At 71.0% G+C, this 12734-nt stretch carries 11 protein-coding genes; 5 read left to right on the top strand and 6 right to left on the bottom strand.

Going from position 1 to position 12734, the window contains the following annotated elements; genetic code table 11:
* The first annotated feature begins 204 nt into the window (after positions 1 to 204).
* On the top strand, positions 205 to 1176 hold the full coding sequence (locus F0L68_RS29515) for a sigma-70 family RNA polymerase sigma factor (protein ID WP_149853107.1): 972 nt from the start codon (positions 205 to 207) through the stop codon (positions 1174 to 1176).
* A 350-nt stretch (positions 1177 to 1526) separates the two neighbouring features.
* The gene (locus tag F0L68_RS29510; RefSeq protein WP_188316895.1) at positions 1527 to 3182 is read left to right on the top strand and encodes a fumarate hydratase; all 1656 of its coding nucleotides are present in this window, start codon (positions 1527 to 1529) and stop codon (positions 3180 to 3182) included.
* A 71-nt stretch (positions 3183 to 3253) separates the two neighbouring features.
* On the opposite strand, the gene F0L68_RS29505 is transcribed toward F0L68_RS29510, so the two are convergent.
* Genes F0L68_RS29505 through F0L68_RS29485 form a run of 5 tightly spaced genes read right to left on the bottom strand, consistent with a single transcriptional unit; the run spans position 3254 to position 7754 of the window.
* Complete coding sequence (locus F0L68_RS29505; protein ID WP_149853105.1) at positions 3254 to 3847, bottom strand: hypothetical protein; 594 nt, start codon at positions 3845 to 3847, stop codon at positions 3254 to 3256.
* 46 nt (positions 3848 to 3893) lie between these two features.
* Positions 3894 to 4370 carry a hypothetical protein gene (locus F0L68_RS42725; protein ID WP_223199243.1) on the bottom strand — a complete coding sequence of 159 codons (477 nt, stop codon included), beginning with the start codon at positions 4368 to 4370 and terminating at the stop codon, positions 3894 to 3896.
* A gap of 59 nt (positions 4371 to 4429) precedes the next feature.
* Positions 4430 to 5593 carry a hypothetical protein gene (locus F0L68_RS29495; protein ID WP_149853104.1) on the bottom strand — a complete coding sequence of 388 codons (1164 nt, stop codon included), beginning with the start codon at positions 5591 to 5593 and terminating at the stop codon, positions 4430 to 4432.
* Positions 5587 to 6846, bottom strand: coding sequence for a glucarate dehydratase family protein (locus F0L68_RS29490; RefSeq protein ID WP_149853103.1), 1260 nt, complete (start codon positions 6844 to 6846; stop codon positions 5587 to 5589). Before F0L68_RS29490 ends, F0L68_RS29495 begins: the two co-directional genes overlap by 7 nt.
* Complete coding sequence (locus tag F0L68_RS29485; protein WP_149853102.1) at positions 6843 to 7754, bottom strand: 5-dehydro-4-deoxyglucarate dehydratase; 912 nt, start codon at positions 7752 to 7754, stop codon at positions 6843 to 6845. The genes F0L68_RS29490 and F0L68_RS29485 overlap by 4 nt, the downstream gene beginning before the upstream one ends.
* Before the next feature lie 368 nt (positions 7755 to 8122).
* Between F0L68_RS29485 and F0L68_RS29480 the strand changes: the two genes are divergently transcribed.
* The 3 genes from F0L68_RS29480 to F0L68_RS29470 are packed head-to-tail and all read left to right on the top strand — an operon-like array spanning position 8123 to position 11301.
* The gene (locus tag F0L68_RS29480) at positions 8123 to 8917 is read left to right on the top strand and encodes an IclR family transcriptional regulator (protein WP_149853101.1); all 795 of its coding nucleotides are present in this window, start codon (positions 8123 to 8125) and stop codon (positions 8915 to 8917) included.
* A gap of 57 nt (positions 8918 to 8974) precedes the next feature.
* Positions 8975 to 9799, top strand: coding sequence for an NAD-dependent epimerase/dehydratase family protein (locus tag F0L68_RS29475; protein WP_149853100.1), 825 nt, complete (start codon positions 8975 to 8977; stop codon positions 9797 to 9799).
* Entirely contained in the window at positions 9799 to 11301 is a 1503-nt protein-coding gene (locus F0L68_RS29470) for an aldehyde dehydrogenase (NADP(+)) (RefSeq protein ID WP_149853099.1), read from the top strand. The genes F0L68_RS29475 and F0L68_RS29470 overlap by 1 nt, the downstream gene beginning before the upstream one ends.
* A gap of 54 nt (positions 11302 to 11355) precedes the next feature.
* Here F0L68_RS29470 and F0L68_RS29465 read toward each other — a convergent pair whose 3' ends face one another.
* On the bottom strand, positions 11356 to 12705 hold the full coding sequence (locus tag F0L68_RS29465) for an MFS transporter (RefSeq protein ID WP_149853098.1): 1350 nt from the start codon (positions 12703 to 12705) through the stop codon (positions 11356 to 11358).
* Between the last annotated feature and the right edge of the window lie 29 nt (positions 12706 to 12734).

Below are 12734 nucleotides of genomic sequence, written 5' to 3'. Positions count from 1 at the left end.
CGAGCAACCGCTGTGACCGCTGCGACGTCTCCAGATCGGGGACACGGGAACGAATTGTGATTCGAACTCGTTTCCCCAGTGTCCAGCCAGACGGCGAGGGTATCCCGCACGGGGATGGCCGAGCGCCGAATGGCACGCCGCGCAGCGCCGCGTAGGTGTGTGACGCGACCGCACGCCAGCCCGTGACAAGGGGGAGGGAGCATCATGACCGTCCCACAGACCTATGACCCCGAGGTCAGCGCCGAGGGCGATCTCGACGCGCAGGGACCAGCAGCCGACCTGGTTCGAGTCTACCTGAACGGCATCGGGCGGACCGCCCTGCTCACAGCAGCCGAAGAGGTCGAGCTCGCCAAGCGGATCGAGGCAGGTGTCTTCGCCCAACACATGCTGGAGACCGCGAAACGGCTCGCCCCCAAGCGGCGCTCCGAACTGAGCGCGCTCATCCGGGATGGCCACGTCGCAAAGAACCACCTGTTGGAAGCGAATCTTCGACTCGTTGTTTCGCTGGCGAAGCGTTACACCGGTCGCGGAATGCCGCTGCTCGATCTGATCCAGGAAGGCAACCTGGGCCTGATCCGCGCGGTGGAGAAGTTCGACTACGCCAAGGGATTCAAGTTCTCGACCTATGCGACGTGGTGGATCCGTCAGGCCATCACGCGTGGAATGGCTGATCAGAGTCGAACGATCCGCCTTCCCGTTCATCTGGTGGAGCAGGTCAACAAGATCTCCAGGATCAAGCGCGACCTGCACCAGCAGCTCGGCCGCGAGGCGACGCACGAGGAGATCGGCAAGGAGGTCGGCCTGACCCCGGAGAAGGTCGCCGACCTGCTCGACCACGCCCGCGACCCGGTAAGCCTGGACATGCCGGTCGGCGCCGAGGAGGACGCGCCGCTCGGTGACTTCATCGAGGACGGCGAGGCCACCGACGCCGAGAGCGCCGTGATCTCCGGTCTGCTCCAGGACGACCTGCGCCGCGTGCTGGCCACCCTGGACGAGCGGGAGCAGTGGGTGATCCGGCTGCGCTACGGCCTCGAGGACGGCCAGCCAAGGACGCTTGACCAGATCGGCAAGCGCTTCGGGCTGTCCCGCGAGCGGGTCCGCCAGATCGAGCGCGAGGTCATGTCCAAGCTCCGGCAGGGGGACCGCGCCGAGCGGCTGCGCGCCTACGCGAGCTGACGTCGGCAGGGACGAACGCGGGGAGACGAACGCGGGTCGGGGCCGCCTCGGGCAGGCGGCCCCACCAGGTTCACCCGTACAGCCGCATTGACTTGTGACCCAGGTCACGACAGTTTGTGCGTACTCAACCTGCGCACTGAAGCCAAGCGGCTAGGGCGGTGCTCCAAGTGCCGTAGTCGCCCGCTGAGGAAGGTCGGGGCCGTCGGGGGCGGGCCCGGCCTTCCGTATATCCGGGCTCCTTCCGCGGACGATCGGAAAATCGGATGGGGATCACAGCCGTCCGGTGACTTCGTCTCTCGGCGTACCGGTAACGTCCGGTGGAACCCACCGCGTGCAAGGGAGCCCGCGACGTGCCCACCACGTTCCAGTACACCGACGTGTTGCCGCTCGGCCAGGACAACCACACCGAGTACCGGCTGGTCACGCCGGATGGTGTCAAGGTCGTCGAGGCCGCCGGCCGCCGGTTCCTCGAGATCGAACCTGCCGCGCTGACCGCGCTCGCCAAGGAAGCCGTCAAGGACATCCAGCACCTGCTGCGGTCCTCACACCTCGCCCAGCTGCGGGCGATCGTGGACGACCCCGAGGCGAGCGGCAACGACCGCTTCGTCGCGATGGACCTGCTGCGCAACGCCTGCATCTCGGCGGGCGGTGTGCTGCCCATGTGCCAGGACACCGGCACCGCGATCGTGATGGGCAAGCGCACCGAGTCCGTGCTCACCGGCGGCCAGGACGAGGAAGCCTTGTCGCGCGGCATCTTCGAGGCCTACCAGGAGCTGAACCTGCGGTACTCGCAGCTGGCCCCGATGACCTTCTGGGACGAGCGCAACACCGGCAGCAACCTGCCGGCCCAGATCGAGCTGTACGCGGCGCCGGGCACCGAGCCCAAGTACGAGTTCCTGTTCATGGCCAAGGGCGGCGGCAGCGCCAACAAGACGTTCCTGTACCAGGAGACCAAGGCGCTGCTGAACCCGACGCGGCTGGCGAGGTTCCTCGACGAGAAGCTGCGCAGCCTCGGCACGGCCGCCTGCCCGCCCTACCACCTGGCCATCGTGGTCGGCGGCACGTCGGCGGAGTTCAACCTCAAGACGGCGAAGCTGGCCTCGGCCAGGTACCTGGACAACCTGCCGACCGAGGGCTCCGAGCTCGGCCACGCGTTCCGCGATGTCGACCTCGAGCAGCAGGTGCTGGAGATGACCAGGCAGTTCGGCATCGGCGCGCAGTTCGGCGGCAAGTACTTCTGCCACGACGTCCGGGTGATCCGGCTGCCCAGGCACGGCGCGTCCTGCCCCGTGGGCATCGCCGTGTCCTGCTCGGCGGACCGCCAGGCCAAGGCGAAGATCACCGCGGACGGCGTGTTCATCGAGCAGCTGGAGCGCGACCCCGCCAGGTTCCTGCCGGAGGTGCACGGCGAGGAGCTGTCCGAGGAGGTCGTGCGCATCGACCTGACCCGGCCGATGGACGAGATCAGGGCGACGCTGGCCGCGCTGCCGGTGAAGACGCGGGTGTCGCTGACCGGTCCGCTGGTGGTGGCGCGCGACATCGCGCACGCCAAGATCAAGGAACTGCTGGACGCCGGGCAGCCGATGCCGCAGTACCTGCGCGACCACCCCGTCTACTACGCGGGCCCGGCCAAGACCCCGGAGGGCTACGCCTCCGGCTCGTTCGGCCCGACCACGGCAGGCCGGATGGATTCCTACGTCGAGCAGTTCCAGGCGGCAGGCGGCTCGCTGGTGATGCTGGCGAAGGGAAACCGGTCGCGGCAGGTCACCGACGCGTGCCAGAGCCACGGCGGGTTCTACCTCGGCTCGATCGGCGGTCCCGCGGCGCGGCTCGCGCAGGACTGCATCAAGAAGGTCGACGTGCTGGAGTATCCCGAACTCGGCATGGAGGCCGTCTGGAAGATCGAGGTGGAGGACTTCCCCGCGTTCGTCGTGGTCGACGACAAGGGCAACGACTTCTTCGCCGAGTCCTCCGCGCCGACGCTCCAGATCGCCTTCCGCCGCTAGCGCGGAGTCCAGAAACGTTGTTGTAGGGCCCAGGACGCCCCGCCGTCCTGGGCCCTACATCGCGCCAGTGGTCAGTTGGCGCGGTCGGTTCGGACTGTGAGGACCACGACGCGCTCACCGAGCGGCGCGGTCAGGTCGACGCTCACGCGGACCGAGCGGACATACTGGGGGCACATGCCGTGCCCGCTGCGATCCACGGTGACCAGCACCAGCTGAATCTTCCCCGCCGACTCGCCGGCGAGCTCGCCGTGCACCTCGCGGCAGCCGGACTGCTCGACGACCAGGCCGACCGTGCGGCCGCCGTTCTCCGTGTACACGTCGTGCGGGGTGCCGGCCGGCAGGCCGCTCGCGTCCACCTCGTTGGGCGGCACCGGGCCCGCGTTGGGCGGCGGGCCGCTCGCGGGCGGGGCCGGGGCAGGCTCGGTGGTGGGGATGGGCAGCGTGTTGCGCGGCGGCGGGCTGAAGGGCGGCGCGGTCACGCTGCCTGAGGTCGGCGGGGCCGGGCTGTTGGCGGGCGGCGCGGTGCTGGACGAGCCGCCTGCCGGGTTGGAGATCGTGGGCACCGCGGGCCCGCCGACCTGGGTCGTCGGCCCGCAGGCGGACAGCGTCAGCACGCCCGCCGCCACGGCGGCCCCGAGCATTCCGAACCTCAGCGACGGTCTCATGCCCCGAGGACGGAACTCGACGGGCAACGGGTTGCTCGACATCTGGTCACTTCTTCTCGGCGCTCACGGTGACCGCGACCGTCCTGGCACCGAGCGGCGCGGCCAGGTGCACCGTCAGCGGCGGATAGCGCAGGTCCATCGTGCAGGGCCGGGTCTCGACGGGTGAGGTCTCCACCAGGTGCACGCGGACGACCGTGTCGGTCTGCTCGGTCAGGTCGGCCCTGACCTTGGAGCAGCCGCCCTCCTGGCCGGTGAGGCCGAGCACGGTGCCGTCACCCTCGATCCACACGCTCTTCGGGTAGTCGGTCGGCAGCGCGGCCAGGTCCAGTTGCGCGGCGGGCACCGGCTTTCCGCCGTTGGGCGGCTTGGGCTTGATCGGGTCGACCGGCATCGGCAGCGTGCTCGCCGGCGGGCTGGTCGAGGTGGCTGACGCGCCGGGCAGCGTGGTCAGCTCAGGACCCGATCCGGCGCCGCTCCCCGTGGCCTGTGGGTTCGCGCAGGCGGTTGCCAGGAGCAGCAGCATGCCGGCGCCTACAACGGTTCCTATGCGTCTCATGCGCCAAGGACGTGGTTCGTACGGATTCAGGTTGCATCGCGTAGTCCGGCGAGCGCGTTCCGCATCGCGGCCAGCCGGTCCACCGAGGCGAGGCCTGCGTGGTACAGGTGGAACTCGGCCATGCCCTCGGCTCGGTAGCGCAGCAGCTCCGCCAGTAGGGCCGCGCCGTCGACGGGGCGGGGCGGCAGGGCGAGCAGGTAGCCGGCGATCCGCGCGTCCGGCCCGACCAGCTCGCGCAGGGCGCGGATCGCGGGGACGCTGCGCTCGGGGCCGGGCCAGCAGGTCAGCGTCAGCGCGTCGACCTCGCCGCCGGTGTCGCTCGCCACGGGGGCGAACGGGCCGGTGGCCCACTCGTCGGCCGAGGCGTGCAGCACGATCCTGGTTCCCGGCGCGAGCGCGCGGATCTCGCCGATGAGCGTCTGGCGCAGGTGGCGCAGCACCTCGGCGCGCACCGAGGACACCGAGGCGGCCAGCTCCTCCCCCAGCGCCTCGGGCACGCTGTCGGCACGTCCGTCGGTCACCGCGGCCCGGACGGCGGCGCGCAGTTCCGCCGGGTCGATGCCGGCGTCGCCATACCGGCGCTCGCACGCCGCGCAGAAGCACAGGGACAGTAGCTGTTGCTGGGTGGCGGTCCAGTCCGCGCCGTCGGTCTTCTCGTGGTGCCCACCGTGCACGAAGCCCAGCTGCCCGCAGGCCTCCAGCACCATGCCGTCCGGCTGTCCACAGTGGACGATCTCGGCGACCAGTGTCCGGCAGTACTCGACGACGTCGGGGTTGCTCGGGCACAGGGCGTATGGGTATCGATCGCCGAAGGCGTTGCGCACGGTCAGCTCGGGGTGCGCGTCGCCGAGGCGGCTGGCGTGGGTGAGCACGGTCCAGGCGTACACGGGCCTGCCGACCGCGCGCAGCGCGCTCGCGGCCGCGCCGAACGGGTCGTCGCCGTCGACCCAGGACGGCGGGGCCGGCACGAGTCGGTTGCCCCGCCAGGCTTCCGGCCGGATCGGCACGTACAGCGCGGCGTGCCGCGCGTCGACCACCCTGCGCGCCGGGTGGAACGGGGTCGCCGCCCGGACGGTGTGGTAGGACGCCGCGAGCGCGACGGCGTCCGCGCCGATCCCGGCGATCCGTTCCGCCGCGGCGGGATCGCCGACCAGGTCCCACGGGTAGGCGTAGGCGACGCTGGTCACCATCGTGGCAGCCTCTTCTCGAAGCCCGGTTCGACGCGCCGCATGTAGCCGGTGTCGTCGCGGGTGGTGATGCCGCAGGTCCGGTAGTTCTCCGCGAGTCGCGCGAGCGCGTCGCGGTCCAGCTCGACGCCGAGGCCCGGCCCGGTCGGCACCGGCACCGCACCGTCCACAAAGGACAGTGCGCCGGACAGAACGACGTCGTCGGCCGCGTTCCACGGATAGTGCGTGTCGCAGGCGTAGTTGAGGTTCGGCGTCGCCGCGGCGAGGTGGGTCATCCCGGCGAGGCTGATGCCAAGGTGCGAGTTGGAGTGCATGGACAGCCCGATGCCGAAGGTGTCGCAGATCGCGGCGAGGTTGCGCGACCGGCTCAGCCCGCCCCAGTAGTGATGGTCGGACAGCAGCACCTGCACGGCATCGCGGGCGACGGACTCGGGCAGGTGCTCGAAGGCAACCACGCACATGTTGGTGGCCAACGGCATCGGCGAGCGGGCGGCGACCTCCGCCATCCCCGCGATGGTCGGCGTCGGGTCCTCCAGGTACTCCAGCACACCGGCCAGCTCGTCGGCGACCCGCAGCGAGGTCTCCGTTGTCCAGGCCGCGTTGGGGTCAAGCCGAAGCGGCACACCGGGGAACGCGGCCCGCAGCGCGTGCACGGCCTCGATCTCCTGCTCCGGCGGGAAAACCCCGCCCTTGAGCTTGATGGAGCCGAACCCGTGCCGGTCGATCAGCGTGCGCGCCTGCGCGACGATGCCGTCGGCGTCGAGGGCGGCCCCCCACTCGTCGGGCTCGGCACCGGGGTGGCCCGCCCACTTGTAGAACAGGTAGGCGCTGTAGGGCACCCGGTCCCGCACGGCGCCGCCGAGCAGGTCCGACACGGGCACGCCGGCCGCCCTGCCCTGGATGTCCAGGCACGCCACCTCGAAGGGCGAGTAGACGCGGTCGACGGTGCCGGCCGGGGTGACGTCGCCAGTGAGCCCGTGCCGGTCCGCGCCGACCGCGCCGCCGAGCGCGTCGGCGACGCTGCGGTGCATGGCGTTGAGCGCGTACACGTCGAGGCCGAGCAGGCCGGGGACGACGGCGCGCAGCCGGTCGAGGTGGCCGAGGTCGCCGTAGGTCTCGCCGAGCCCAAGCAGCCCGTCGTCGGTGCGCACCTCGACGATCGTGCGCAGCGCCCACGGTTCGTGCACGCCGGCCGAGTTGAGCAGCGGCGGATCCGGGAACGCGATCGGTGTCAGCGTGATGTCGGTGATCTTCATGCGGTCGCCCCAAGAACCGCGCGGCCCGCCGAGGTGATCCGTTCCAGCGCGGCGATGTGCTCCGGCGTCGGGTCGACCAGCGGCGGCCGGACGCCGCCGACGTCCAGCCCGGTCAGCCGGACGCCGGCCTTGACCAGGGACACCGCGTAGCCGGGCACCAGGTCGCGCAGTTCGACCAGCGGGCGGTAGAACTCGGTGAGCAGGCGGCGGACCAGCTCGTCGTCGCCGTCGCGCACGGCCCGGTAGAAGCCGAGCGAGATGTCCGGCGCGAAGCAGAACACCGCGGAGGAGTACAGGTCGACGCCGATGCCCCGGTAGGCCGGCACGGTCAGCTCGGCGGTCGGCAGGCCGTTGAAGAACTGGAACGGCTTGTGCACCGCGGCCCGCACGGCGAGCACGATGCGCTGCAACAGGTCCACGTCGCCGATGCCGTCCTTGAAGCCGACGACGGTGGGCAGCTCGGCGACCTCGACCGCGGTCTCCGGCGTGAACACGGCGTTGTTGCGCTGGTAGACGATCAGCGACAGGTCGGTGGACTCGGCGACGGCGCGCACGTACCGCACCAGGCCGCTCGGCGGGCTCGTCACGAGGTAGGGCGGCAGCAGCAGCACGCCGTCCGCGCCGGCCCGCGCGGCCGCGCGCGCGTAGCGGATCGCGGTGGGCAGCGGGCCGCCCGCGCCGGCGAACACCGGCACGCGTCCCGCGGTCGCCTCGACGGCGACCCGCACGCAGCGCTCGAACTCCTCGGGTTCCAGGGCGTGGAACTCGCCCGTCCCGCATGCGACGAACACCCCGCCTGGACCCGCCGCCACCCCGTGCTTGATGTGCTCGGCAAGCACGTCCTCCGCGACGGAGCCGTCCGGATGGAAGGGCGTGACCGGAAAGAACAGCACACCGTCCAGTTGCATTGCAGACCTCATCAGTTGCCGGCGATCGTCCCTCGATCGCTCCTGTGGTGACACCGCGCACGAAGGGCTTCGCCGACGCAGGGCGGGCCCGTGAGGCGGCGCCGGCGGCGCCGCCTCACGGTGTGGGTGTCGACGGCACCGCCGCCACTAGCCGCCGATCCCACGTCTGTGTTGACGGTGTCGAGCACCGTCACCGCCACTGTCCCCACCCGGCAGGTTCTTTCACATCTGCGAACGGGGGTCGTACTTGTGAACCTGATGCAGGACTGTAAGAATCGCCACTGCACGCTGTCAAGGACGTCAGGCACAGATTTCCGCCGGAGAGATCCACTTCCGGCCAGGAAACCAGAGCTATCCAGGAGGACGCGGTGGCCGAAGCGGTTGGCGAGAACCCGGCCCCCAGCCGGCCTGCGGCGGTGAAGTCCGCGGACCGGACCGTCGAACTGCTGGAGGTGCTGTCCTCCTCCGAACGACGACTGACCCTGACCGAGTTGCACCGCGAGCTGAGCTACCCGAAGTCCAGCCTGTACATGCTGTTGCAGACGCTGGTCGGCCGCGGCTGGGTCGAGGTCGACCAGGATCGCGGCACCTACGGCATCGGCGTGCGCGCCCTGCTGGTCGGCACGTCCTACCTCGACCACGACCCCGTCGTGCGCGCCGCCATCCGGGTGATGGAACAGGTGCGCGTCACGGTCAACGAGACCGTCCACCTCGCCCGGCTGGACGGCGCGGACGTCGTCTACCTGGCCAGCCGCGAGTCCGAGCACCACCTCAGGGTGGTCTCCCGCGTCGGGCGCCGCCTGCCGGCCCACTCCACCTCGCTCGGCAAGGCGCTGCTGGCCGAGCGCAGCGCCGCCGAGGTCGACCAGCTGCTGCCCGCCGAGCTGACCGCGCTGACCCCCAACACCGTGACCGACCGCGCCGCGCTGCACGAGCAGCTGGCCTCCTTCCGCGGGGTCGGCTACGCGCACGAACGCGAGGAGAACACCCCCGGCCTCGGGTGTTTCGCCGTCGCGCTGCCCTACCGCAGTCCCGTCATCGACGCGATGAGCTGCTCGGTGCCGCTCGGCCGCCTCGACGCCGACCACGAGCGGCAGGTCATCGCCGCGCTGCTGGACGCCGCCCGCCAGATCACCGAGCTGCTGCGCCAGTTCGGCCGGTAGCGCCAAGCGCACGCCGGCACCAGCCTCGCCAACCGCACCGACCGGAGGGTTCCGCCAGTGACCGAACGCATCCTGATCACCGGAGCCGCCGGTGGGGTGGGGACGCTGATGCGCCCCAGGCTCGCCGCGCCCGACCGCGTCCTGCGCCTGCTCGACGTCGCCGACCTGCCGCCTGCCGCGCCGGGCGAGCAGGTCGAGCTGACCAGGGCCTCGGTGACCGACCCTGCCGCGATGTCCGCCGCCTGCGAGGGCGTCGACGCGGTGCTCCACCTCGGCGGGCACAGCCTCGAACAGCCGTGGGGGCAGATCCTCGACGTCAACATCAACGGCACCTACACCGTGCTCGAAGCCGCGCGGCAGCAGGGCATCCGCCGGGTGGTGCTGGCCAGCTCCAACCACGCCGTCGGCTTCGTGCCGAGCGCGGACGGCGAGGCTGGCGACTACCTGTTCCCCCGCCCGGACACCTTCTACGGCGTCAGCAAGGTCGCCGTCGAGGCGCTCGGCAGCCTCTACGCCGACCGGTACGGCCTCGACGTCGTCTGCGTCCGCATCGGCTCCTGCTTCGACCGGCCGAAGGACGCGCGGATGCTCGCGACCTGGCTGTCCCCGGACGACGGCGCGCGGCTGTTCGAGGCGTGCCTCGCCGCGCCGGAGCCCGGATTCCGGGTGGTGTGGGGAGTTTCCGACAACACCCGGCGCTGGTTCTCCCTCGACGAGGCGCGCGCGCTCGGCTACGAGTCCAAGGACAACGCCGAGGACCACGCGGCGGCGGTGCTGGCCGAGCACGGCGAGCCGGACCCCGATTCGCTCGCGGGGCGCTACCTCGGCGGCGTCTGGTGCGGCCCCGACTTCGACACCGCGATCAAGGAGGCAGGACGCTGATGGTGCAGGGCTACAACCCGAGGAACGGCCAGCCGATCGGCGAACCGGTCGAGTCCACTTCGGACAGTGCGGTGGACGAACTCGGCCTTGCCGCCGCCCGCGCGCTGCCCGCGTGGTCGGCGTGGTCCTCGGCGGAGCGGGCCGAGGTGCTCGACGCCGTCGCCGACGCGCTCGACGCGGAGGCCGACCTGCTGGTGGCCACCGCCGACGGCGAGACCGCGCTCGGCGTGCCCCGGCTGACCACCGAACTCAAGCGCACCAGCAACCAGCTCCGGCTGTTCGGCGAGGTGCTGCGCGAGGGCAGCTACGTCGAGGCCACCATCGACTCCCCCGATCCCGACATCATCCCGCCGAGGCCAAATCTCCGGCGCATCCTCCGTCCACTCGGGACGGTCGCGGTGTTCTCCGCGAGCAACTTCCCGTTCGCGTTCTCCGTCGCGGGCGGCGACACCGCGTCCGCGCTGGCTGCGGGCTGCCCCGTCATCGTCAAGGCGCACTCGGCGCAGCCCGGCACCTCGCGGGAGACCGCCAGGGTGGTCGACGCGGCGCTGCGCGCGTCCGGCGCGCCGGACGGCGTGTTCGGGATCGTCTACGGCACGCAGGCCGGCGTCCGGCTGGTGCGGCACGGGGAAGTGCGGGCGGTCGGCTTCACCGGCTCAACCGGCGGCGGCAGGGCGCTGTTCGACCTGGCCAGCGGCCGCCCCGACCCGATCCCCTTCTACGGCGAGCTCGGCAGCGTCAATCCCGCCGTGGTGCTGCCCGGCGCGGCAACCGAGCGTCCCGAGGACATCGCCACCGGCTTCGCCCAGTCGTTGACCATGGGGGTCGGCCAGTTCTGCACCAACCCCGGCCTGCTGTTCGCGCCGACGGAACTGGTGCGGGGACTGGCCGCCGCCGTCGGCGCGACCAACGGCGGCGCGATGCTCAACGAGCGGATGCGCGACACCTACGTGTCCGATGTGGACGGTCTGGACGCCGGGGAGCTCGTCTCGCTGGTCGCGACCGGAACGGCCCCCGAGGACGGCTGGAGCGTGCCACCGAAGCTGTACACGGTGACGCTGCGGGACTTCGCGGACAACCTGGCGACGCTGACCGAGGAGCACTTCGGGCCGGCCGGCATCGTGGTCACCTACGACGACGTCGACGCGCTGCTCGAGGTGCTGCCACGGCTGCCAGGCACCCTCACCGGCACCGTGCACGCCTCGGCCGGCGAACACGACCTGGCCGGCCGGGTCGGCGACGTGCTGCGGACCATCGCAGGGCGACTGGTGTTCAACGGCTGGCCGACCGGGGTCGCGGTGTCCTGGGCGATGCACCACGGCGGGCCGTGGCCCGCGACGACCAACGCGCTGCACACCTCCGTCGGCGCGACCTCGATCCGGCGCTGGCTGGCCCCGGTGAGCTACCAGTCCTGGCCCGACGAGCTGCTGCCCGCGGAACTGCGCGACGACAACCCGCTGGGGATCCCCCGGCGGCGCGACGGGGTGCTGGGCACCCACTGAGGAGTCCGGGGTCCGGTGTCGCGTGCCCCGCGACACCGGACCCCGACCTTCACGTCACCCGCCCTGCACCGGCACGACGACCGGACCAGGGGGATGGTCGGCCTGGGCGGCGGTGGCCGTATGCTCACCGCGGCGCGGCATGGCAAGCAACGCGATCATCGCCAACACCGTGCAACCGATGACGTACCAGGCGATCCACGTGCTCGACCCGGTCCGTTGCAGGATCGCGGCGGCGATCAGCGGTGCGGGCCCGCCCGCGATCACCGAGGCGAGGTGGTAGCCCATGCCCGCTCCCGAATAGCGCACGTTCGCGCCGAAACTCTCCGCGATGAGCGCGGCCTGCGGCCCGTACTGCATGTCGTGGAAGACCATCGACAACACGATGGCGAGCAGCACCAGACCAGGCGTCTTCGTGTCGAGCAGGCCGAAGTACGGGAAGATGAACAGGGCGGTGCACACGATGCCGATGCCGTACATCAGGCGGCGCCCTATTCGGTCGGACAACCAGCCGAACAGCGGCACGCTGACCAGTCCGATGGCGGCGGCGACCATCGTGTAGCTGAGCAGATCGCCCTGCGCCAGTTTGAGTTTCTTCGTGCCATAGGTCAGCACGAAGGTGATGAACAGATAGAAAGGCGCCTGTTCGGACAAGCGGACGAACGCGGCGCAGAGGATTGCCCTCGGGTGCCGGCGAATCGCCTCCCACACCGGGAGCCGCACGACCCGTTCCGCGCTCCGAAGCGCCGCGAACGCGGGCGACTCCGCCACCCGCAGCCGCACGTAGAGGCCGATGCCGACGAGCACGATGCTCAGCAGGAAGGGCACCCGCCAGCCCCAAGTGAGGAAGCCGTCGCCGGACACCGGGACCATCAGCTTGACCATGCCGGTGGACAGCAACAACCCGATGGGCACGCCGAACTGCGGCCAGCTCGCCATGAACCCACGCTGGCTGCGTTTGCCCCATTCCATCGACAACAGGACCGAACCGCCCCATTCGCCGCCGACGCCGATGCCCTGCGCGACCCGCAGGATCGTCAGCAGCAGCGCGGCGACCGGGCCGAGCGTCGTGTACCCGGGCAGGCAGCCGATCAGGAACGTGCCGATGCCCATCAGCAGCAATGTGGTGACCAGCGTTGCCTTTCGGCCGATCCGATCCCCCAGATGCCCGAAGATCGCGGCGCCGATCGGCCGCGCGGCGAACCCGACGAACTGGGTCGTGAACGACGCCAGCACGCCGACGAATGCGGAGTCGCCGGGAAAGAAGACCTTGGGAAAGATCAGCGCCGCCGCCGTGCCGTAGAGGAAGAAGTCGTACCACTCAATGGAAGTGCCGACCGTGCTGGCGATCACCGCACGCCGACGCTGGCTCCTGGCCAGCGTTTCGTCCGCAGGAATGGTGCTCATCCGCACCTCCGGGTGAGAGGAGGCCGACC

The sequence above is a fragment of the Solihabitans fulvus genome (assembly GCF_008386585.1).
GTDB classification, from domain to species: domain Bacteria; phylum Actinomycetota; class Actinomycetes; order Mycobacteriales; family Pseudonocardiaceae; genus Solihabitans; species Solihabitans fulvus.
This window is presented reverse-complemented; position numbering and strand designations above follow the sequence as displayed.

What these genes read in the sequence shown, in the direction of transcription:
- F0L68_RS29515 (WP_149853107.1), top strand. Translation starts at nt 205, where the DNA reads ATGACCGTCCCACAGACCTATGACCCCGAGGTCAGCGCCGAGGGCGAT.
- F0L68_RS29505 (WP_149853105.1), bottom strand. Translation starts at nt 3,847, where the DNA reads ATGAGACCGTCGCTGAGGTTCGGAATGCTCGGGGCCGCCGTGGCGGCG.
- F0L68_RS42725 (WP_223199243.1), bottom strand. Translation starts at nt 4,370, where the DNA reads ATGCTGCTGCTCCTGGCAACCGCCTGCGCGAACCCACAGGCCACGGGG.
- F0L68_RS29495 (WP_149853104.1), bottom strand. Translation starts at nt 5,593, where the DNA reads ATGGTGACCAGCGTCGCCTACGCCTACCCGTGGGACCTGGTCGGCGAT.
- F0L68_RS29490 (WP_149853103.1), bottom strand. Translation starts at nt 6,846, where the DNA reads ATGAAGATCACCGACATCACGCTGACACCGATCGCGTTCCCGGATCCG.
- F0L68_RS29485 (WP_149853102.1), bottom strand. Translation starts at nt 7,754, where the DNA reads ATGCAACTGGACGGTGTGCTGTTCTTTCCGGTCACGCCCTTCCATCCG.
- F0L68_RS29470 (WP_149853099.1), top strand. Translation starts at nt 9,799, where the DNA reads ATGGTGCAGGGCTACAACCCGAGGAACGGCCAGCCGATCGGCGAACCG.
- F0L68_RS29465 (WP_149853098.1), bottom strand. Translation starts at nt 12,705, where the DNA reads ATGAGCACCATTCCTGCGGACGAAACGCTGGCCAGGAGCCAGCGTCGG.